The following is a 22,877-nucleotide window of genomic DNA, read 5'->3' as shown; positions in this document are numbered from 1 at the left end:
AGGTGGAAGATGAGAAGACTATGCCTCTTATTTTTGTTGGTTGCGCCATTGGCTTTTAGTCAAGTGTCCTGGGCACAAGAGCCTTATCCGTTGTCTGACGAGGACAAAAAGATCGTCGAAATGAGCCGCAGCATTTTACAAAGTGCTGTGGATGGTTCATCTGAATTTATCGAGCCTTTTTCACCGATTGAACAACCTAAGTCGCTCAAACACAACGATGAATGGTTGATATTTGCGTCGTCCTCACTGGGGGATTCCTCACTGATGCAGCTATTTAAAGAGGCCAGTGCTACCGGCGCTATTGTGTTGTTTCGGGGAATTCCTGAAGGAAAGACCTTGGGGGCGGCTATCCGTGATTGGCATACCCTGATGGCGGGACTTGATCCTGTTCCTCAGGTTCGAATCGATCCGAAAGCCTTTGTGCACTGGCGGGTGACTAGCGTGCCTGCCATTTTCCGCATAGAAGATGACAAGGTGACTGCAAGTGCACTAGGGGTTTACAGCAAGGACTGGTTGCAACGTCAAATTGAAACAGGCAATACCGGATCTTTGGGTCAACGCGGTCCGATTCATTCCATTTTAGAACCGGATTTGATGCAAGTGGCGATGCAGCGTTTACAGTCGCTTGACCTGGGCGCGTTAAAGAAAAAAGCCATTGAGCGTTTCTGGTCTCGCCAAACTTTCACTGACTTACCCAAAGCCACGCAGTATCGGATAAGAATGGTTGATCCAACCATCGTCATGAAGCGGCCACTATTGGATGCCAATGGCCGAACATTGATCCCAGCAGGAACGCGTATTAACCCGCTAAAAGCCTTGCCATTTACTCAGCAGCTCGTGGTGTTTAATGCGTCGAACGCTGAAGAAGTGGACGCAGTAGCGCATTGGCTTGAGGGCCAAGATAGGACGCTGCGCCGCATTACGCTTATCACCACGCAGCTCGACCGTGCTCAAGGTTGGAATAGCCTCAATGCGCTCGAAAAGACATTGGACAGTCCGGTTTATCTTCTCAATGCCTCGCTAAAGCAGCGCTTTGATTTGCAAGTCACCCCATCGTTTGTTCAAGCAAAGGGACTCGCGTTTGAAATAGAAGAAATTCCAGCAAAGGAGCTTGTTCATGAAAAAGCTCAATAATACGTATCGTCTGTTGCGGACTCTCGTTGTAATGTTTGTCCTTGGCGCATCTATTCCTGCAAAAGCCGAACTGACCTGCCCAGACGCGGGGTTATTGTCCGGCAAGTTGCTGACGGATGTTTGCTGGTCATGCATTTTTCCTATCCGAGTTGCGGGTCTTCCTCTTGGCTCTGGCAGTGTCCCAAGCGGCGCATCAAACAAGTCATTTTGCTTATGTGAAGACAACTTAGGTGTGCCAAGGCCAGGTATTGTTACCAGCATGTGGGAGCCAGCGCGTCTGATTGAACTAGTCAGAACGCCAGGTTGTTCGCCTTCACTGGGAGGGATTCGTTTACCGTTAGGTGATAGGCGACTGCAAGGTGGTCATGGCGAGGGTGAATACGACACCGGTGATCTTGCTTTCTACCATTACCATTATTACGCCTTTCCGCTTTTGGTCATGCTCGATTTGTTCATGGATGGCAATTGCAATGCCGATGGTTACATGGACTTTGACTTGATGTATTTGTCGGAATTGGACCCAACATGGCTGAACGATGAACTGGCCTTTTTTACTCAGCCTGAAGCGGCTGCCGTTGCCAATCCATTGGCTATATCTGCTTGTACCGCTGACGCTGCTTCATCAACGCTTGGTAAACCCATAGACCAGTTGTTTTGGTGTGCTGGCAGTTGGGGCCATCTCTACCCGTTATCTGGCCACACCTTAGCCTTCGGCTCATTAGCAGAAAACACCAGCCATTTAGCGGCGCGTGCAATCGCGGCTCAACACAGGCGTGGTCTTGCTAGGCGAACAATGGGGAACAGTGCGCTATGCCGACCTGTTATCGAACCCATGCTACCGAAATCCCAATACAAGATGAGTATGTTCTTCCCTGTACCGGAAACTGAAAGTGCGCATGTCATCGGTGAAAGCACCATGAAATGGGGAGAGTGGCGAACAATCCCTGGTGCCGGTGAAGATGCGCTCTACATTTTGTGGCGCTGGCAAGACTGCTGTAACTCGGGAGGTTAACCATGAAACCAACACTTTTTACCCGAGTGTTAGCGGGTATTTTATCTATCACTATGGCGTGCTTGCCCCTACATGGTGTCGCCGCTGATGTGCAGCGCCAATCCGGCTTAAGCGGACAACAAGAAGGTAAGCAATTGCTGCAAAACTGGACGATGCCCGCACTCAATGGCAATACATTGTCGGTGCCGAATGGCAGTGGTAATGAGACGATTAACTTGCAAGAGCTTTTCCCCGGTATGGATCAGGGCTCATTGGATGTCTTAACGGGCGTTTATGGCTCTGATGCCAGTATGAATCAATTGGGGACGCAGCGCCAAGAGAGCTTGGCATCCGAAAGTGGCGCTACGGGTGAAGCATTTCGTTCGCTACAGCAAATCAAAGACAGGTCGCGGCCAGATATGGTCAATGATCCGCTTTGGGCATTAACCGATGCGGTTCAAACTGACCCAAATCTATTAACACAAAGCTTCCCAGGCTGTGAGTCTCAAGGTGAAGGTAGCCCAAATTACCAGCAATGCGACAGGCTCAATACAGCGGTTAATAGCTGCACTATTACTCACGATTACAAAGCAGGCATTATTGAGCATGTTTCAGGGCCGATGAACCTTCGCTCTTGTGGTGAGGGATGCCTTGAAGTTTGGATTGGTCGTATGGGAGACGACTACTGGAGTGGCAACTGTAAAGTATTTGAACAGGCCATCACACTCAAAGTTGTGAATCCCGATGCGATTACCTCAGCCGTACTTGAGTACGCAAAATGGGATGACTACATGCAAGTGTGGCTTGGCGATCAGAAAGTCTGGTCTGGGCCGAACAATAACTTTCCACCAGAAACGGCAGGTCGCTGCGAGCTCAGTACCAGTTGGGAACGCAATCCTAATACTGACCTCACCGCCAAGCTAAAAGCGGTAGAGCCCGGTTTAGAAGTGCCGGTAAAAATTCGCGTATCGGTTACGGGTAGTGGTGAGGGCTATGCACGCATCAAGGTGCGCTTTGATCCAACCAAGGTGGTGATGAATGATAGTTGGTCACCACAGTCCTGTATCGAACAAGCAGCGGATATCCCGACGAAGTTTTCAGACTACAGCATTCAATGCACGGATCAGCCGTCTTCAACCAACGGATGTACGGTGGTCAATGGTGTTTCAGTTTGTGAATCCTACTTTGCCCCAAGCCCAGTGGCTGGCATATCGCCTTTGTGTCGGCGTGTACAAGTCAGTGTGGATGATGAAAGCTATAAGGGGATTGAAAATCAGGCCTGCCAAGTGCTTGAAGCGAATCCTTCCTGTGGATTCATGTCGTCAGAATGTGCCGAGACCAATGATAAAGGTGAATGCATTCGTTTTACCGATACCTATGACTGTGGATTACAAACCAGCGATCCAAAGTGCGTGGTATCCAATCTTATGCCGAGTAGTTTTGAGGCCTGTGAGCCTACTCAGACGATTACGCCATTTACTGAAACCAAGCATGTACCGGATTACCAGGTGTGCGAGAAGATCAGCACGCTTACTGAGTGTCAGTTAGAGCGACGTGTATCCGCTGAAACCCATCAACAAAGCTGGTCCATTGAGCGTGGTTGCTTTAGCTCTGAAACGCTCAGCTTTGTTCCACAGCACAGCAGCACTATGCAAACTGGAAACGCGACGCTGAGAGTGTTTGATAATCAAAATACTGAGATAAAAATCACCGAGTCGCCATCCAAGGCAAATGGTTGGAAAACGACACTCTCACTGACGGGCAATAAGGAAACGGTGACTGAGACGAAACCGTCCATTAAATACCCTGAAATGACCTGTCCAAAAGGAACCTTGGTTGGCTCATTGTGCAAGGTCGTTAATGGGTCGATTATTTCGTGGCATGAACCGCAGGAAGTCACGCGTTCCAGATGTGAGTCCGGCTGGAACAAAGTCGATTTCGATACTTGCAGCCGAGAAGTTCAGAAGTGTTTGGCGCCTGCGAAACTGAGAGCTTCATTGACCTTCTCCGGCAAGTACTTAGAACAGGACATTGTTCATCAATCAAGTGATCCCGGCATAGACCAATGCTTGATGCAAACAGATCAGTTCACTGCGGTGCAGTGGCAGTGTTTGGATACGGGCACAAAACGAATCGACGGGTTAACGGTTGGTAGTGGCGAGTTGGCCAATCTTGGAAGCCTTTATCCGGCGGTAGTTTCGTCTCCTGCTCATTTAACCAGTCGCGGCAGTTCTGATGGACTGGGGCTCTCATGCTGGAGGGCAAGAGCAACCTACAATGCTTCGACTGCTCATCCAGAGTTCAACATGGGCAGCTCAGATAGCTGGGTAGATGCCAATGGTAATACACAAACCATCGTCAATAACGGACAAAACACGACCACCAATACGTGTGCCGCGCTAGAGCAAAACCCTGCCTGCCAGTATGTCAGAACCGAATGCACTGAAGGCGGGGCTGGTCATGAAGGCTTCTGTTATATCCAAAGTTTGGTGTATGACTGCGGACAAAGCGTTGAAGTGCAAAATGCACGAATGGAAACTCAATACAACTGTGAGGGGCCAGTTCGCTGTATGGGCACTGATTGTTTAGAGCCAGAGTCAATCAAGCAGGCTAACTTTGCAGAGGCCGCTGCGATGCTCAATGCTGCGCAGTTTATGACCAATGATATGTCATGCACGGGAGCTGATGGCCAAGATAACGTCGAGTGTACGGTCTTTAAAGGTAATGCTGGCCAGTGCAAAAAAGCCGTTGGTGGCATAGTGGATTGCTGTGAAAAGCCAAGTGGCGTGTCGTTATCGGACTACATCACGATGATAGTGGCGGTTAACAAGCTTGATACGGCAGTCATGGCCATGAATCCGTCTTCTGCAATCTATGGTTCGTGGAATACGCTTAGGGAACCGATCACGAGTACCTGGAGTGCGGTTAAAGAGCCTTTTGTGTCTGCATGGGACTCTCTCATGGGGGCTGGGCCATCAACGACTGCTGGCGCGGGAGCGGAGCAAGCTGCGACTGGCTTTATGCAGGTGTTGACCAACAAAACGGCTGAGTGGGTAGGCTCTACCTTTGGTTCGGGGGCGCAATCGGCACTGTTTAGTAACGTTGGTGGCGCGGTTGGAGCCGATGGTGTTGTATCGGGTGGTAACTTTGCGCTGGGTGGCGCTGCGGGCGCGGTTCTGAGTACGGTTATGACGGCCTACATGATTTATTCAGTCACCATGATCCTCATTCAGCTTATCTGGAAATGTGAGCAGAGTGAGTTTGAAATGAACGCTAAGCGGGTATTGAAGAGTTGCCATTATGTAGGCTCTTACTGCAAGTCTAAGTTCTTGGGTGCCTGTGTTGAGAAACGGCAGTCATATTGCTGCTTTACTTCGCCGCTTTCACGGATCATTCAAGAACAAGTACGTCCTCAATTGGGCCTTGGCTGGGGCAGTGCGAAGTCACCAAACTGTGAAGGTTTGACCGCGAGTCAGTTAAACCAGGTAGATTGGAGCCAAGTCAATCTCGATGAATGGATAGGTATCTTGTCGATCACGGGCAACCTACCCGAAGTACCGTCACTGGATCTGGAAAGACTCACTGGCTCAGGAAGTACGCTAAACGTGGATGGAAACCGTCAGAGTGCCGCAGACAGAGCTATTGAAAGGCTAAACGGAATGGATGCACAGAAACTGCGTCAGGATGCGACGGAAGAAATTTCGGGGAATAATTGAGCACGTCCTTCTAAAATAGCTGCGCCAATAATGTTCCATATTGGTTACTTTAATGTGTTTTTCCGCTTTAAAGTAACCATTTTTGCACTTTGTGATCACAGATCGAACATATTTCAGCTAACGCGCTTTTGCCCCATTCCGTGCCAGCAAGGCATAACCTCTCAAACAGCGTTAGGCAGTCTGCCTTACTTTTTCTAATATTTGGTGAGAAGAATATGGTGCCCATGTTCGCTTCATTTGAGCTAGAAGCGTTGATGCCGCCAATTGTAGATAAAGCCATTAGGAGAGAGCTAGTGTGATGGCTTGGCATACGATGTCAGTGCTTCGATATCTGAAGATGATTCTCATAAAGTTTGCAAACAGCTGTCAGGGACATAACTCACCTGATAACACTGCTTAGAAGCGACTTCAACGTTGCTTTCATTATAGTCTTCCCTAGGTTAGGTGGACGTATTTGATCCAGTACCCCATATGCGATCACATGGCCGTGCTTTGTCAGTTGAAAGTTTGCAATAGAAACCCCATCTAATATATGGGTATTTAGGAGAGAGGATCTGCTGTGCATATCGAGAGGATAAAACTACAGAACTTTAGAAGCTTCGGACCAGAGGTCCAGAGCATAGCTGTCGATCCGGATCTAACCACCTTGGTTGGAGCAAATGGTGCTGGGAAAACGGTCTTGATGCAGGCCTTACAGCGCATGTTTGGCATCTCAAATGAACAACGGACGATTCGCCGTCAGGATTTTCACATTCCCTCTTCTGAAGAAGATAGCCCCAGTAAGCGGACTCTAACGCTTGAAGCCATTGTCGCCTTTCCTGAACTGGATGATGAAGACGGAGACCACTCCGTGATACCAGACTTCTTTCACCATATGAGCGTGACTGATGAGGGGGGCAAGCTGAAATGCCGTTTGCGTTTGGACGCACAATGGGAAGATGATGGTTCAATAGATGGGTACATCACGAGCCAGTTCCGCGCGGTTACAACCTGGGGTGAGCCAGAAGATGCTGATTTTCACAATGTGCGCCCAGCGGATCGTTCTCGAATCCAATTAATTTACGTACCTGCCACACGATGTGCAGCTTCCCAGGTATCAGCCTTTCTGAAAGGTCGGCTTTGGAAAGCTATTAACTGGTCAGAACAAGTACGGTCATCTTTTACTCAAAAGGCTACAGAGCTGAATGAATCCTTTGAGGGTGAAAATGCGATTAGTATCGTTACTGAAAAGCTCACAGGCCGCTGGCAGGAGCTGCATTCTGCTGGAACTGATAGTACACCGAAGTTTCGTCCGGTCGACCTACGTTTTGAAGAATTTGTTCGTAAGGTAGAGGTACTGCTGCACCCTGATGAAAGTGGTCGCGATCGGAGCATTGATGAGCTAAGTGATGGCCAAAGTTCGTTGTTTCACATCGCCATGACTTCAGCCACTCTTGATGTTGAAACCGAGATCTTAGCCCAACCAGAGAGTGAAGATTTTCTGGGTGCAGACTTGCCCTTGCCCTCATTGACTATTTTGGCACTTGAGGAGCCGGAGAATAACCTAGCCCCATACTATCTATCTCGAATTATTAGCCAGATCAGCAGCCTAGTGCATGGCTTAAGAGCTCAAGCAGTACTATCTAGCCATTCGCCGAGTATTCTCGCCAGGATCCAACCAAAGCAAGTAAGACACTTCAGGCTAGCAACAGAATCAAACACCACTGTTGTTCGTCAACTTACTTTACCCGATGAAGAGAATGAAGCTGCAAAGTATATTCAGCAGGCGGTGAGAGCCTATCCAGAATTGTATTTTGCTAAGGTCGTGGTTCTCGGGGAGGGGGCTTCAGAAGAGGTAATTCTTCCTGCCATATCAGAAGCGATGGGAATACCAATTGATAAGTCTTTTGTTGCCATGGTTCCATTAGGGGGCCGCCATGTAAACCACATGTGGCGTCTACTAACAGATTTACAGATTCCTTTTATTACATTACTCGATCTGGATTGGGGGCGGCACGGCGGTGGCTGGGGTAGGATTAAGAACGCAGTCTCCAAGTTGATAGAGTATGGGGTAGAACCAAGTGAGATATTTGGGCAATACCTCAACCCGTTAGGATACCAGCATAATCTTGCTGCATTTGATACCGGGTCTGCTGCTGATTGGACTAGCATTAGCTCTTGGGTTAACGCACTCAGGCACTATGCTGTTTACTTCTCAAGCCCATTAGATATTGATTATTCGATGTTGAAGGCATTTCCTGACCAATATTGCGTTGCTCCAGACGAAAGTTCTAACGGGCCATCTAATCGTGGTGAGCCTGGGAATGCAGTTATGGGGGACGAGGGAAGTCCTGAATTTTATGCAGATGATCTGCAAAATTTGCGCTGGTACAGGTACCTGTTTTTAGGAAGAGGTAAGCCTAGCACGCACATCCGAGTGCTTGGATCTATTCCGTCAGTTCAGTTGGCTCAGAACGCGCCAGAAGAATTGCGGTCTTTGGTTCAGTCTATTCACGCAGCCCTTCAGAGATAGGGGGGAAAGTGAAGTTTATTCAATCTGAGCACTGGCAGCCCCAGGGTATCGATGATCTTGAGCCAAATGCATGGCAAGCACTAAGGCGAAGAGAATCCATAAGCGTCATAGCTGGACCTGGAGCGGGAAAGACAGAGTTTTTAGCGCAAAAGGCTGCATATCTACTTGAGACAGGCCTATGCCCACCAAACAAGAAAATTCTAGCCATATCATTCAAGACCGACGCTGCAAAAATTCTCGCAGATAGGGTGGAAAAACGGTGTCCAGAAGAGCTAGGTAGGCGATTTGTTTCGATGACTTTCGACGCTTTTTCTAAAAATATAGTTGACCGTTTTCGTATGGCGTTGCCACCACAATGGAGACCAACAAAACCATATGATGTCACTTTTGCAACTCGCCAGCAGATAACTTGTTTTTTAGGTAGAGAGCGGCAAAAAAATAGTCATATCTCTGGATTGTTGAATGCTATAGCCAGAATAAACCCAATAACTTTTGAGTCTACATTTGTTGGCTCAAGGAGACTTGGTTTAGCTTCGCACGACATAGGGGAACGGACTCTTTATGATAATTGGTTATCCGAACAAGTAAGTTGCGGAGATGAAGAGCCATCACAGCTGACATTTATGACAATAAATCGGCTGGCTGAATATATAATTCGTACCAATGACCATGTGCGGCGAGCTCTGAGAGCAACGTATCCATATGTCTTTGTGGATGAATTCCAAGATACGACTTATGGTCAATATGATTTCCTGTTGTCAGCCTTCGGTTATAGTGAAACAACTGTAACGGTTGTGGGGGATTATAAGCAGAGGATCATGGGTTGGGCAGGAGCCCGAGGTGATGCGTTTCATCAGTTTGAGGCCGATTTTTCGGCACAACGATATCCGCTGTTGCTTAATCACCGCTCTTCTCCTGAACTGGTCAGGATACAACATGTTATTGCACAAGCTATTGACCATGAGGTTAGAGAGGTTCAAACAAGTAACCACAGTCAGGTCTCTGGTGATGCAGCTTGGATTTGTTTTAGTCGTAACGTAGATCATGAGGCCAATTACTTGGCGCAGTGGATTGCGAGTGACATGCGAAGCAGATCATTGAATCCAAGGGACTATTCCGTTCTGGTGCGTCAAAGACCTGAGGATTACGAAGAGCAGCTGTCTTCATATTTAACTCAGTACGGGCTTCGCTTGAGAAATGAAAGCGTAAAAATAGGTAAAACTACTCTTCAGGATTTACTTGCTGAGGAGCTGACTATTTTGTTTACTAATCTTCTAAGGCTGGGACTTGGGCATCGAAATGCGCAAGTTTGGAATCAATTATCAGCAGATGTACAGCTGCTTCGTAACACAACGCCAGAAGATGACAAAGCACTGAGACAGGTTGAACGCCGATTAGCATTATTTATTTCTGAACTCAAGGAGTTGATGCGACAATCGCTTACACCAGACAATGCTCGTCTCGTTTTTGAACGAATTATTACCTTTATTGATTTGAATGATCTTCGGAAAACATTTGCTCGTTATGCTACTGGAGATCTGCTTGAAATTAACCTGACAGCGCTTGAAGAGTTTTTTACAAACTGTGTTGATACCCAGAGTTCCTGGGAAAATTTCCTGGAAGAATTTGAAGGTACAAATCAGATTCCTCTGATGACTATCCATAAAAGCAAGGGACTGGAATTCGATACAACTATTTTCATGGGGATCGATGATAATGCTTGGTGGTCCTATCGACCTGGCGATTCCGAAGGGTTATCGACATTTTTTGTAGCACTGTCTCGTGCAAAACAAAGGGCAATATTTTCCTATTGTCAGCAAAGAGGACAAAGAGCGAATGTCGCAGACTTCTATGCATTGTTGGAAGCCGCTGGTGTTCAGGAGTATGTGATTCCACCAAGTGTAGTGTCATAGTGAATTTGGCCACCCCATTTGGTTTTTTGTGATACCGTTGCTAAATTGTTAACTGCTAATTAGGCGAAACCGCGACTCATTTATGTCCAAAACTGTGTTTCAAAATCCACAACACTAAATTTCAATAGCCCCTTCGAGAGGGGCTGTGTGATGGGAGCCTAGCTGGCTAGTTGGCGGGGTTATCCGTTTCCTCTTCAGTGATATCGTCATCGTTTGAAGGCACCGCTTGCTCAACTTCTGCTTCTTTACCCTTAGCTTGGGCTGATTTTCGTGCTCGAATTTCGATATCAATTATGCGTCGAGCCAGTTTGATGATGCGCTGTTGCCATGCGTAGTTGCCATCAACACGTTGCTTGTTACTAAGCACGCTAGATAACCAGAGGGTGTCCATTGAGATCATCAATGCATCGAGTTTGCGAACTAAGCCAACAAACTGGCCAACCTGAGGCGAGCTGATTTTGGCGTTGAAGGTAATCGGGTCGGTGTAGTCAGGTACTTCATCGATGCCGTTGGACTCCATCAGTTTGTCCAAACGAGCTTGTTCGTTGTCTACCGCCTTAGCGCAATCCCCGATCAACTGGCTAATGATCTGTTCCACTTCATCAATTTCGGTCTCATCGCCAATGATGCGTAGGATGACATCGATTCCGTAAAGCGCACTGACCGTCCGTCTAAAAACACGGTCAACGACACGTTGCGCCTGTAAGCTGTTAATTGTGAATGATTGTTCAAAGATGGGTTTTGAGTAATTGGGTTTTTCTTGGGCCATAAGTTTGCTCCTGATATGACAATAATCAGTCCCTAGCCTAATCCTCTGTGAGGTAATGACCTTTCAGCTAGGTGGAAGAATTGAGCATCTTTCTGACTATCCTGTCTGGATAAGACGGTTACACTGACTATCAAATATTGCTGATCTGTTTCAGTGATATCTGCGCCTGAGAGCATGAGCTCAAAGGAAGCCCGCTGCTGAGTTTTCTCAGTGGTACTAAGAGGTAGCTAGCCTCCTTAAACAAATAGCCTGCATGTTTTTACATGCTCAACCATGCGTTCCTTACGGTTCGCCTTTTCACCACCCAACTGGGGGAGTTTTCCCCAGTTGGGGGTGACTCCTTCAAAACCAACATAAGGAGTCACCAATGGAATATATCTTCGGATTTATTATCCAAATCGCAGGCATTATGTTGCTTGCAAAACTGAGCTGGTCGCTTTTGCGATTGCTTGCTCGTCAAAGCGTGCGCCCGTTTCGATTTGTATTTACTCAAATCAAGCGATTGCTCACACCAAAACCAAAACGTCGTCCAATGGCAGTGCCTAAAGCTCCTGGTATGCCCCGTTTGACATCTGCGTTTTACAAAGAGCCACATCAGTACGACATGGCTTTACTCGAAATACCAACCTATCTGCGTCGTCAGTCTTCTTTGCCCAGCCGGGTAGAAGCAACTGTGTGCACAGAGTTCAACTAAGACGAGGAGAACATCATGAAAAACCAAGTAACACTCATAGGCTACGTTGGCTCTGAGCCAGAGACGCGAGCCTATCCATCAGGTGATTTGGTGACCAGCATTTCGCTGGCCACTTCTGAGAAATGGCGCGACCGTCAATCCAATGAGCTCAAAGAGCATACGGAATGGCATCGGGTTGTTTTTCGAGATCGTGGTGGATTTAAGTTAGGGCTAAGGGCAAAAGATTTGATCCAAAAAGGAGCGAAGCTTTTTGTTCAAGGGCCCCAGCGCACGCGCTCATGGGAGAAAGATGGCATTAAGCATCGATTGACCGAAGTGGACGCGGACGAGTTTCTGCTTCTTGATAGTGTGAACAAAGCATCCGAGCCATCACCGGCAGATGATGCGGGCTCCCAAGGTAATTGGGCACAAACATATCCTGAACCAGATTTTTAACCGAGCGAAAACGCTTTAACCCAGCCGGGAGTACTTTCCCGTCAGGGGCAGACTCCCACTTTGATTGTCGGAGTCCATAATGGAAAAACCAAAGCTAATCCAACGCTTTGCTGAGCGCTTTAGTGTCGATCCAAACAAATTGTTCGATACCCTAAAAGCAACAGCATTCAAGCAACGTGACGGTAGTGCACCTACCAATGAGCAGATGATGGCGCTTTTGGTGGTTGCAGATCAGTACGGCTTGAACCCTTTCACCAAAGAGATTTTTGCGTTCCCTGATAAACAAGCTGGGATTATTCCAGTGGTAGGTGTCGATGGATGGTCTCGCATCATTAATCAACACGACCAGTTTGATGGCATGGAGTTTAAGACTTCAGAAAACAAAGTCTCACTGGATGGCGCGAAAGAATGCCCGGAATGGATGGAATGCATCATCTACCGGCGCGACCGTTCGCACCCAGTTAAAATCACTGAGTATCTGGATGAAGTCTATCGACCGCCTTTTGAAGGTAACGGCAAAAATGGCCCTTACCGTGTAGATGGTCCATGGCAGACGCACACTAAGCGAATGCTAAGACATAAATCCATGATCCAGTGTTCCCGCATTGCGTTTGGCTTTGTGGGAATTTTCGATCAAGACGAAGCGGAGCGAATTATCGAAGGCCAAGCAACACACGTTGTTGAGCCATCAGTGATTCCACCCGAGCAAGTTGATGATCGAACCCGAGGGCTTGTTTACAAGCTTATAGAGCGGGCGGAAGCTTCAAACGCTTGGAATAGTGCATTGGAATATGCCAATGAACATTTTCAAGGTGTTGAACTGACGTTTGCGAAACAAGAAATATTTAATGCACAGCAACAAGCAGTCAAAGCGCTCACACAGCCTTTAGCTTCTTAGCGCCACGCATTCATTTTACTAACCCTGGCGGGATTATTCTCCCGTCAGGGGGAAGGTCTCGTCTTTTTTTTGGAGATCTTCCATGACTAAATCAGTCTCACTTTTTCGCTTGGTATTGGTTGTTGCCCTTGTCGTAGGTTCGATTCAAGCCGGTAAAGCGGCAATTGATTCGGTTCAAGCAAGTGTTGTTCAGCACCAAACAGCGTTAGCACAAGCTGCAAAGTAACCACTTAACCCTGAAGGGGAGTTCTCTCCTTCGGGGGAGTCTCCCCTCAAAGGAGGCAATATGAAGGTTATCGACCTATCACAGCGTACTCCTGCATGGCACCAGTGGCGCATTGCAGGGGTTACGGCATCTGAAGCCCCAATTATTATGGGGCGTTCACCCTACAAAACACCTTGGCGATTATGGGCAGAAAAAACCGGATTCGTATTACCGGAAGACCTGTCGAATAATCCAAATGTGCTTCGCGGTATACGGTTGGAGCCTCAAGCAAGGCGAGCATTTGAGAATGCGCATAATGACTTTCTTCTGCCGTTATGTGCAGAAGCCGATCATAACGCAATCTTTCGAGCCAGCTTTGATGGCATCAACGATGCGGGCGAACCCGTTGAACTGAAATGTCCTAGCCAGTCAGTTTTTGAGGATGTGCAAGCTCACAGAGAACAAAGCGAGGCGTACCAGTTGTATTGGGTACAAGTACAGCATCAAATACTGGTCGCCAATAGCACGCGTGGTTGGTTGGTATTCTATTTTGAGGATCAACTGATTGAGTTTGAAATACAACGAGACGCGGCTTTCTTAACTGAGTTGCAAGAAACAGCGCTACAGTTTTGGGAGTTAGTACAGACCAAAAAAGAACCGTCAAAATGCCCTGAGCAAGATTGTTTTGTTCCCAAGGGTGAAGCCCAATACCGTTGGACATCGCTGTCTCGACAGTATTGCTCAGCACATGCCGAAGTGGTCCGACTGGAAAATCACATTAAATCTTTGAAAGAGGAAATGCGAGACGCTCAGTCAAAATTGGTCGCCATGATGGGTAACTACGCTCATGCGGATTATGCTGGGGTCAAACTCAGCCGCTACATGATGGCGGGCACGGTGGACTATAAGCAATTGGCCACCGATAAGTTAGGCGAGCTGGATGAAAAGGTTTTAGCCGCTTACCGAAAAGCGCCACAAGAGCGGTTGCGCATCAGCACCAATAAGCCAGATCAGCCCGTTGAAACACCAATCAAAATCAGCCTTGAGCAAGAGAACTTGGTTCTGCCAGGTGACTCGCTGAGCTCATTTTATTTTTAACGTTCACTTGGAGCCGATTTCGGCTCCTTTCTCATGCGCTTACATCGAGTGCATCAGAAAGCAGTTTCACTCGTAGCCAATGCTGGGTACGAATGATAGAGCGAGCTGAACTCTTACATACACAGCCATACCACAATCAACACACCACCCGACGGGGACTTCATTCCCTGTTGGGGCATGGGGCCTCGTCAAAACTGATGAGGTTTACCATGACTGAACAATCCCCATTTTTGGTTCAAGTGAATCAAGCGTTTAATGTCCCGGCTCCTGATGCTTTCGTTCTGGAAGGATTTAGTGCCGACACTACCCATCCAAACATTCCCGTTCGCAAGGACGAGTATGTTTTTAGAAAAGAAGACTTACGTGATGTATTGGCGTTCTTGTCTCACCCAGACGGTGACGGTTTGTATATTACAGGCCCCACGGGATGCGGTAAGACCTCGCTAATTTGCCAAGTTGCTTCTCGATTGAATTGGCCTGTTCAGCAAATTACTGCGCACGGTCGATTGGAGTTGTCCGATCTTATCGGTCACCACACGCTGGTTAATGGCAACATGACTTTTGTATATGGACCGCTGGCACTGGCTGTCAAGCATGGCCATTTGCTGATCATTAATGAAATGGATCTTGCTGAGCCTGCTGAACTGGCTGGGCTCAATGACATTTTGGAAGGTGCCCCGTTGGTCATTGCACAAAATGGCGGAGAGATCATCATGCCACATACCAAGTTTCGTTTTATCGCAACCGGCAACAGTGCGGGCAGCGGTGACCAAACGGGCTTGTATCAAGGTGTGCTCCAACAGAATTTGGCTTTTCTTGATCGCTTTAGAATCATCGAAGCGACCTATGCAGAGCCTTCTGTAGAGGAAGCCATTCTGGAGAACGTTGCGCCTGGCTTGCCAGAAGTCTTTCGCCAAAAAATGGTGAAGGTGGCTGGTGACATTCGTCGTCTTTTTATTGGGGGAGCGGATGGCGGTGCTGAGCTTAGTATCACCATGTCTACTCGAACCTTAGTGCGCTGGGCAAAGTTAACACTTGCTTTTAAAGGCGCTCCTAACGCAGTGGAATATGCACTGGTTCGGTCTTTGACGGCTCGTGCTGAGTTGGAGCAACGAGAAGCCATTCACCGTATTGCCGCTGATGTCTTCGGTGACCATTGGGAGGATTGATGATGGAAAAGTGCTTTGCTCTTTACCGTTACAGTCATTCTGATGGGACAGCCAAAGAATGGGCCATTTACGTTGGATCAGATACCCGGGCGATTGAAGTTCGGTTTGGAAAATCTGGTCAATTGTCGCAGCAGCGATTGATTGACTCGACTGATCCTAACGCAGAAGCAGACCGAAGAATCAATGAGAAAATCAACAAGGGTTATCGATTTGTTGGACAAGTCGGCATTGATCATCAAGGGCGGCCATTTGAACTCTCAAATGCGCTAGATAGCGTCGCGTGCGCCAATAACGTCAGTTGGGAGTTTCGTACTCGCAAGGACGTCAATGGCCAAATCTCGCTGGCGCAAAAAGCGTTGTTCGATATGGCAAAGCTGCTTGAAGCCTATGGCTTGGCTGTCATTGATGATAACCAGGTCAGGATTGGAGAATGGTCATTAGGGTTTTGCAAAAGCGGATTACCTAGTACCAATCAAATCAGCATGGTGTCAGGTGAAGGCGCTGGCATTGTTAACACTGATGATGGCCCGTGGCCATTGTTGCTGTTACTGGCCTTTAAGCGTCAATTACCAGCATTGTGTTCGCTCACAGTAGCGAGTCCTGAAGGGATAGAAGTATCCGACCAACTGAAGTTGGAAAAAGATGTATTGCGGTTGCTAGGCAGTGATTTAGAGCGGGTTCGCCCGATAGCTGAAGCACTGGACTTAATGCCTGTGAAAATCGATCTCAACCAATCGTCGCCTGATTCGCAAAATTACTATTTCTGATAGTGATGTTGCCATTAGCGCGTCAACTACTACCACCCAAACGGGGGCCATTGCTCCTGTTGGGAGTGGTGCGTCCCCATCTTACATGAGGATGCACTATGAGTATTCAAACCCTCGACAAACTTTTGATTTGTCACATCGACTGTTCCATCTGGAGCGGTAGAAAAAAACTAAGGCCTGAAGATTTCAGATTAGCTAATGGCAGCCAACTTCCACCGAAGGATGTTGCCAGTTTAGGTAGTAAAAAAATTTGCGACCCAGAGGCATTGGCGAACTTTGAAAGGCTTAAGAAAGAAGCGCAGCGCTTGTGTGAGCAAGTCGGTGTGCGGTTTTTAGGTGGCTATGCCGTCCCTGAGGACCGAATTGATCAGATTGTTCCAGAGCTTGACCGGATCGGTCAGGAGTTTGCGCAGTGCAAGCAGTTGTTCTTGGACAACTATGACCAGGTGACGTTTGACTGGGTTGCAAAACACCCGGAATTTGCAGATGCAATCCGGCGTGCGCTGTCACCCATCGAAGACGTGGAACAACGGCTTCAGTTCGATTATGCCATCTATCGAATGCAACCGGCTGAACAAGCTGGTGGCTTAGATGACAAGGTCAATGGCATGGGACACACCCTCTTTAGGGAGGTGGCTCGTGATGCCAATGAACTGTTTGAGCGTTCCGTTGCAGGTAAGAATCAAATCAGCCAGCGAGCCCTTAATCCTCTGAAACGGTTAAGAGACAAGTTGGATGGTTTGTCATTCCTGGATCATCGAGTCCAGCCGATGGTTGAAGCGATGGACAATTTATTTGTTCGTCTGCCGAAGACCGGCCCTGTGACAGACAATCTCTATCACGAACTGATGGCGACCATTTTAATTTTGTCTGATCCAGACAAGATGAGAATGCACGGTGAAGGTCAATTGGATATCAGACAACTGATGCCCAAACCTGAACCTAAACCCGCACAGCCAGTATCTGCTCAGGCAGATAACTTACGTGCAATACCACAACCAACCGTCAGACCAAACCTTGGTTCGACTTTACCAAACTCATTTTATTTCTAACGTCCTTGAGGGCATGTTGCCCTGAAGGGCGCATGTCCTCTGAACTATGTAAGAGGAAATTATGCAATCAACCATCCATAACCCCAGCCAACTGAACCAGTTTGAACCACATTTTCGTGGTGTGACTGATGCGGTTGAAAGTGAATCGATACCAGAAGTGGCGTGTTGTCGAACGTTAGCACAACGGTCGTACTCAACACATAGTGTCGTGATCCCCAAGAACCCTGTGCTGATCGCAGATGCGGACGCACAAGGAGCTTGGGTAACGGCCATGGTATTTGTTCCAAACATGGCATTGCAGCAAACTGCTCATGAGCGGGCCTGGCTGCAATATCAACACGAGGTGTCTACTCAGTTACAAGACCAGTACGGTCTGACATTAGATGACATCCTGAGTTTAGACCAGCTTAAAACGTCATTTGAACAGCACGAGAGTCCAGCTCAATTGGTGGCTTGGTTAGGTCAAAAATACGACCTGGATAAGCTAAAAGCACAGGTTTAAACACTTACATTACCAGCGGGGAAACGCTCCCGCTGAGGGAGTATTCCCCCTAATGATTAGGAGACTCCCATGAATCATCCATTAAAAAACGCACTGCCAATCGTTGCCGCCGCTTATGGCGAAAAGTTTGGTGTGAAGGTGCTTATTCAAGGACAAGATGCGTTTACCGATGGTGAGCGGATTGTGATCCCAACAGCAAACCCAGACGACCCACACTATCAACAGATAGCTTGGGGTTATCTGGCTCATGAAGCGGCGCATATTCGGCATACTAATTTTGACATGGTGCAGAAGGCGTCGTCCAAGCCGATCCGTAAGGCACTTCTCAATATCATTGAGGATGTGCGAATTGAAAACGAATTGGCAAAGGATTACCCCGGAACCCGGCGCAGTATTTCGCAAGTGATTGAGTACATGGTGGACACTCAGCAAATGTGTGTACCTGAACAGCTTGAGCCTGCATCTAACTTGCAAGCATGGTTGTTGTTCCGCTTGAGATGCCATTTTCTCGGTCAGAAAGCACTGACGCCTTTGTATCAAGCAGTTGATGAAAGAGTGAGACAACTCTTTCCTGCCGCAGCGATGAGCCGGTTAAGCGCCATGCTGACAGCAGTGCCTAGCTTAGGCTCTACAGGTGAAGTGCTGAAACTTGTCGATGCCATCGTTGCCATGTTGGAAGACGAATCTCGTCCACCACAGGGTGAGTCGGATGCTGATAACGGTAATGACATTGGACAAGATGCGAGTAATGACAGCAATAACAGTAGTGACAGTCAAACCCCGGAAGCAGACTCGTCTGCAATGGTGGATGCTGCTGAAACGGGAGATTCTGATAACTCTGAGCAAGCTGACAATTTGCGACAAGCCTTAGAGGCCAGTGCCGCTCAGTTTGAATCCGATACCTTTGCACAAGTGGCAGAAGTGTTGTCGGAACAAGCTGAAGGACATCAGGGTGTCACTCCACTCAGTTTGCCCCAAGCAGAGCAAGCTATGTTGGGTGATGAGGCCATCTTGACCTTATCGGCGTCTGAGTCCGCTCAAATTCGAGCCCGACTTAGGGGCATGGTTCAGTCCAGTCAGGACAATCGGAATCATGCCAAAAGGCACGGTCTTCGAGTTGCAACCCATCGTCTTGCCGCTTCACAAGCAGGTGAGTCGAGATTGTTTATTCAAAGGCGACCTCGCATTGCGCCTAATGCTGCTGTGCACTTGCTGGTCGATATATCGGGTTCAATGGGTAAACCCATTGGAGAAGGTAATCGAAAGTACTTTCATGTTGCCAATGAAGCCGCTTTGGCTTTGGCCATGGCACTGGAAGGCATACCGGGTGTTGTACCTGCGGTCAGTTATTTTCCTGGTATTCATCAGGAAGTATCTATCGCGTTATTGCCCAAGCAATCGGTTCGACATCGGGCCGCCTGTTTTGACCAAAAACCACGAGGTTGTACGCCTATGGCACAAGCGATGTGGTTTGCGGCAAACAGTTTGTTAGCGCAAAAACAGAAGCGAAAGCTAATGATAGTGCTAACGGATGGTGACCCAGATGATTGGGCTGCCACGCATGACATTGTTGACCGGTGCAGACGCAGTGGCTTTGAGCTGCTGGGGATCGGGATTCAAACACGCAGTGTTGAGAAATTCTTTCCACAAAGCATCGTGATTAACGACGTCAAAGATCTGAAGCGTGAGTTATTCGAAGTAACACAACAACTGTTAATTCAGTAACCACATCAATTTTACCACCCTGCGGGGACGATTCCGTCCCCTTCAGGGCATGGGTTCGTCTCCGCTTTTCTTTGGGGAGACTCCTATGAAAAACAAAAAGTTCTTAGCTGGCGAAGAAGTCGGTACTTATATCGTTCCTGAGCAAGTGACTGAAGCGGATATCTTAGATATGGCGCTCAAGCTTGCCCGTGGTCGATTGAGTAAAGGTCGAAAAATTGAACAGCCATCGTCGGCGTTCTCATACCTGCAAACACTGATGCACGAGTATGAGCACGAAGTCTTTGGCGTACTGTTTCTTGATACAAAGCATCGCGTTATTCGATTTGAAGAGCTGTTCAAAGGCACTTTAGATGCGGCGAGCGTGTATCCAAGGGAAGTAACAAAGCGAGCGCTAGAACTTAATGCAGCAGCAGTGATATTGGTTCATAACCATCCATCGGGTGATCCTGAGCCAAGTGAAGCTGATAAACGCATTACTCATCGACTCCGTGACGCCTTGTCACTTGTTGATATTCGAACGCTTGACCATGTTGTGGTCGCATCCGAGGGCTGCGTTTCGCTTGCCGAACGCGGTTATCTTTAATGAATGGGCGCATTGCCCATTCTCCTACATCACAAAAGCAGTCCCATCAACACACATCATCACAGCTCGAATTTCTATTTGAGTTTGATGATGGCCCAGTCACTTGGTCTGACACGGAAATCTGGCAGTTACGCGAAGGCATTTTATTGGATGCGATCCGTGTATTGCTGGACGGTCGTGTCAGTACTCGATTGCGCAAGGATGTGTTGTCGTGGATTCAAAATGACGAAATAGCGCCATTTTGCTTTCGTGTTTGCGCGATGGCTGCGGTTGTCGATCCTGATGTGCTTCGTGATTCCATCATGTGGCTATTAAGACGACATGGTATCCAGCTTGACTAACGTTCCTGCATTAACCAAACGGCTCAATGCAGGACCTAAGCTGACTTTTACCACCTGTGGTAGGAGTCGGCATTTTACTTAAGGAGGTTATATGGCGTTACCTTTACAAATTGAAACAGTAAGGCCATATCTTAATGGCCAATGGCTTCAAGTCTTGGCGGCATTGGTGCCAAAACTTGATGCCGCTATTGCTCGAAAAGGCCGTCATGTGGCTTGTCCTGTTCATGGCGGTCGTGATGGCTTTAGGCTGTTCAAAGATGCTGAATATACCGGTGGTGGCGTTTGTAATACCTGCGGTATCTTTCATGATGGCTTTGAACTGTTGTCTTGGATTAATGGATGGAACTTTGCCCAGTCTGTTGAAGCAATTGGCCAAGTTCTAGGTATTCAACCCGGACAAATACAAGCACCATCTCGGGCAATACCGAGTAACGCTGTTGATTGGAAGGCTAGAAAGCAGGACGAGGACAAAGCGATTATCCATCGCTTGAATCAAGCCTGGGGAGAAACGTTATCTCTTGCAGATACTCGTGCGCAACCAGTTTGGAACTACTTGCATCGTCGTGGCATTGTTACCCGGCTTCGTCCTGAATGGGATTCGGTGCTGAGGTTTCATCCAAACTTGCCTTACCATGATGAAGATGGTCTGTTTATCGATAGCTACCCAGCGCTGCTAGGTAAAATCGTTACTCAGCAAGGGCGTTCGGCCACATTTCATCGGATCTACCTAAGTGAAGATGGATTCAAAGCACCGGTTGAAAAGCCTAAAAAGATGATGCCGATACCAAGTGACAGAACAATCACTGGCGGTGCCATTCCGATTGGTGAGCCTGGTGAGGTACTAGGTGTTTCTGAAGGGATAGAGACAGCTTTAGCGGTTACCAGAGCAACGGGACAAACATGTTGGTCGGTTGTGAATGCAACGCTACTGGCTAGGTTTGAACCACCAAGTAATGTGAAAATGCTGTACATCTGGGCAGATCACGATCTCTCTGAGACCGGCCTGAATGCAGCGAATGAACTCAAGAAAAAAGCTTGGCAGAAAGGCATTCTGACACAAGTCCTGATCCCTCCGATACCAACGTCACTTGGCGTGAAAAGTTGGGATTGGAATGATGTGCTGAATGTTTACGGTGCCATGGGCTTTCCTAAAGTTCATATCTAATCCAAGGGGCTTCGGCCCCTTTTTTTGCGCCTTGCATATTTAAAAAAACATGGAGAATGAAAAATAGATAACCAATAGGAGAAATAAACATGATGGTATTAACCCTTTTAACAAAGCAGATTGAAGGTGAGTTTACAGTTTACTGGAAGACCGGCATTCGAAGAGGTGGCGAGCTAAAGGTCAATTTAGGTGAGCAGTACGACATGCTTTCTGAGCAGCAAAAGCCAATTGCAGCTGAGCTCTATGCGATTCATCACCTATTGTCAGTGAAAGAGGTGATCGGGAGTAACCGAAGCGGCAATGGGCTTCAAATCCGAGTCAGTAAAGGAGCCATCAAAAAGTTACAGAAACAACGCTCAACTCAGCATTCACTTTACAGCCTGACTAGGTTTTTGCTCACTCGATACCAGGAAGCACAGATCTCGGTAGAGAAGCGGGACGATTGGCTCTCACATTCCTTCGAAGAATACAGCGTCGATAATGCTACAGTGAGAGAAATCGATGAGGTCATCAACGTTCCGAACATTGGACCTGTCGTGGTGACTCGTCACGCGCTTGAAAGGTTCGTGGAACGGCTTTCAGACGGCGTACCTAAGCATCCTTGGAAGGCTTTATGCTCAAAGCTGCTATGTTCTGCGCTAACTAAAGCCGAGTTACCAGAAAGCGTCGCTACTAAAAAAGCTAAAAAATATGCACAAGAGGCCGAGTTCTGGCAGCATCTTGGTAGCAAAATGCACTTTGTTATGATTACGGGTGACTCAATGAAGACATTGGTTACGGTTTTTGCAGTAAAGTAAGCTAATGTAGTATTCGCACTTTCTGAATATTACTTATGTGCCAAAACCTGACATTAGTCGTACACGTGGACAAATACACAGTGTTATTTGTGTTAACCATAAGATAGGCACACTTTGAGCAGATCAACAGGCTCATTTATCTGTTGCTGAAGAAGGAAAAACACACTAATTTAGTTACTTAGCGCGGACCAACTTAAAAATAACAGGCCACAGAAAAGTAATAATGTGCCAGCACGCTTTGGGTCGCAGCTCGTAGTCGTCGTTTGTAATTATTTAATTTTTATCAATATGTTAACGTTGCTGTGTCATCTGGTTCAACCAGAGAAAGTGTGCTGGCACAATATACAACTGTTAGATGTTGTTTGCTCACAGATAATTTTTTACAACAAGACTGACATTTTCAAAAAATGT

20 protein-coding genes are annotated in these 22,877 nt (G+C 47.5%); 19 read left to right on the top strand and 1 reads right to left on the bottom strand.

Annotated features, from left to right (window positions below):
* Positions 1 to 9: 9 nt before the first annotated feature.
* The 5 genes from F1325_RS15815 (at position 10) to F1325_RS15795 (ending at position 10,266) form a co-directional block, all read left to right on the top strand.
* The gene (locus tag F1325_RS15815; RefSeq protein ID WP_004249368.1) at positions 10 to 1,134 is read left to right on the top strand and encodes a TrbC family F-type conjugative pilus assembly protein; all 1,125 of its coding nucleotides are present in this window, start codon (positions 10 to 12) and stop codon (positions 1,132 to 1,134) included.
* A complete protein-coding gene (locus F1325_RS15810; RefSeq protein ID WP_004249369.1) occupies positions 1,118 to 2,146 on the top strand; it encodes a TraU family protein in 1,029 nt (342 codons plus the stop codon). The genes F1325_RS15815 and F1325_RS15810 overlap by 17 nt, the downstream gene beginning before the upstream one ends.
* 2 nt (positions 2,147 to 2,148) lie before the next feature.
* On the top strand, positions 2,149 to 5,841 hold the full coding sequence (traN, locus tag F1325_RS15805; RefSeq protein WP_160230697.1) for a conjugal transfer protein TraN: 3,693 nt from the start codon (positions 2,149 to 2,151) through the stop codon (positions 5,839 to 5,841).
* A gap of 559 nt (positions 5,842 to 6,400) precedes the next feature.
* Entirely contained in the window at positions 6,401 to 8,353 is a 1,953-nt protein-coding gene (locus F1325_RS15800; RefSeq protein WP_160230696.1) for an ATP-dependent nuclease, read from the top strand.
* A gap of 8 nt (positions 8,354 to 8,361) precedes the next feature.
* Positions 8,362 to 10,266, top strand: a complete 1,905-nt coding sequence (locus F1325_RS15795; protein ID WP_160230695.1) for a UvrD-helicase domain-containing protein — start codon at positions 8,362 to 8,364, stop codon at positions 10,264 to 10,266.
* 166 nt (positions 10,267 to 10,432) lie between these two features.
* On the opposite strand, the gene F1325_RS15790 is transcribed toward F1325_RS15795, so the two are convergent.
* The gene (locus F1325_RS15790) at positions 10,433 to 11,035 is read right to left on the bottom strand and encodes a hypothetical protein (RefSeq protein ID WP_160230694.1); all 603 of its coding nucleotides are present in this window, start codon (positions 11,033 to 11,035) and stop codon (positions 10,433 to 10,435) included.
* A gap of 367 nt (positions 11,036 to 11,402) precedes the next feature.
* Between F1325_RS15790 and F1325_RS15785 the strand changes: the two genes are divergently transcribed.
* From F1325_RS15785 to F1325_RS15725, 14 genes are all read left to right on the top strand, one after another.
* Positions 11,403 to 11,729, top strand: coding sequence for a plasmid-related protein (locus tag F1325_RS15785; protein WP_160230693.1), 327 nt, complete (start codon positions 11,403 to 11,405; stop codon positions 11,727 to 11,729).
* Between the two features lie 15 nt (positions 11,730 to 11,744).
* Positions 11,745 to 12,164: a single-stranded DNA-binding protein gene (locus F1325_RS15780; protein ID WP_040132793.1), complete on the top strand. Its 420-nt coding sequence runs from the start codon at positions 11,745 to 11,747 to the stop codon at positions 12,162 to 12,164.
* Between the two features lie 79 nt (positions 12,165 to 12,243).
* The gene (gene bet / locus F1325_RS15775; RefSeq protein WP_156734067.1) at positions 12,244 to 13,062 is read left to right on the top strand and encodes a phage recombination protein Bet; all 819 of its coding nucleotides are present in this window, start codon (positions 12,244 to 12,246) and stop codon (positions 13,060 to 13,062) included.
* 82 nt (positions 13,063 to 13,144) lie between these two features.
* Entirely contained in the window at positions 13,145 to 13,288 is a 144-nt protein-coding gene (locus F1325_RS19210; RefSeq protein ID WP_164530179.1) for a hypothetical protein, read from the top strand.
* Positions 13,289 to 13,348: 60 nt separating this feature from the next.
* Positions 13,349 to 14,365 carry a YqaJ viral recombinase family protein gene (locus F1325_RS15770; RefSeq protein WP_156734065.1) on the top strand — a complete coding sequence of 339 codons (1,017 nt, stop codon included), beginning with the start codon at positions 13,349 to 13,351 and terminating at the stop codon, positions 14,363 to 14,365.
* 209 nt (positions 14,366 to 14,574) lie between these two features.
* The gene (locus F1325_RS15765) at positions 14,575 to 15,534 is read left to right on the top strand and encodes an AAA family ATPase (protein WP_024015927.1); all 960 of its coding nucleotides are present in this window, start codon (positions 14,575 to 14,577) and stop codon (positions 15,532 to 15,534) included.
* Positions 15,534 to 16,301: a hypothetical protein gene (locus tag F1325_RS15760; RefSeq protein ID WP_156734064.1), complete on the top strand. Its 768-nt coding sequence runs from the start codon at positions 15,534 to 15,536 to the stop codon at positions 16,299 to 16,301. The genes F1325_RS15765 and F1325_RS15760 overlap by 1 nt, the downstream gene beginning before the upstream one ends.
* 98 nt (positions 16,302 to 16,399) lie before the next feature.
* Positions 16,400 to 17,353, top strand: a complete 954-nt coding sequence (locus tag F1325_RS15755) for a DUF3150 domain-containing protein (protein ID WP_156734062.1) — start codon at positions 16,400 to 16,402, stop codon at positions 17,351 to 17,353.
* A gap of 61 nt (positions 17,354 to 17,414) precedes the next feature.
* A complete protein-coding gene (locus F1325_RS15750) occupies positions 17,415 to 17,855 on the top strand; it encodes a hypothetical protein (RefSeq protein ID WP_156734060.1) in 441 nt (146 codons plus the stop codon).
* 69 nt (positions 17,856 to 17,924) lie between these two features.
* A complete protein-coding gene (locus F1325_RS15745) occupies positions 17,925 to 19,580 on the top strand; it encodes a VWA domain-containing protein (protein WP_156734058.1) in 1,656 nt (551 codons plus the stop codon).
* Positions 19,581 to 19,665: 85 nt separating this feature from the next.
* Positions 19,666 to 20,163, top strand: a complete 498-nt coding sequence (gene radC / locus F1325_RS15740; RefSeq protein ID WP_156734057.1) for a RadC family protein — start codon at positions 19,666 to 19,668, stop codon at positions 20,161 to 20,163.
* Positions 20,163 to 20,504 (top strand): plasmid-related protein, encoded by a 342-nt coding sequence (locus F1325_RS15735; protein ID WP_156734055.1) that lies wholly within the window; start codon positions 20,163 to 20,165, stop codon positions 20,502 to 20,504. Before radC ends, F1325_RS15735 begins: the two co-directional genes overlap by 1 nt.
* Positions 20,505 to 20,595: 91 nt before the next feature.
* Positions 20,596 to 21,669: a DUF7146 domain-containing protein gene (locus F1325_RS15730; protein ID WP_156734053.1), complete on the top strand. Its 1,074-nt coding sequence runs from the start codon at positions 20,596 to 20,598 to the stop codon at positions 21,667 to 21,669.
* Positions 21,670 to 21,758: 89 nt separating this feature from the next.
* Positions 21,759 to 22,466, top strand: a complete 708-nt coding sequence (locus F1325_RS15725; protein WP_156734051.1) for a hypothetical protein — start codon at positions 21,759 to 21,761, stop codon at positions 22,464 to 22,466.
* Positions 22,467 to 22,877: the final 411 nt, after the last annotated feature.

Source organism: Proteus columbae (assembly GCF_009914335.1).
Classification (GTDB): Bacteria; Pseudomonadota; Gammaproteobacteria; order Enterobacterales; family Enterobacteriaceae; genus Proteus.
The sequence above is the reverse complement of the archived record's forward strand: the minus strand, read 5'-3'. Positions and strand labels throughout refer to the sequence as shown.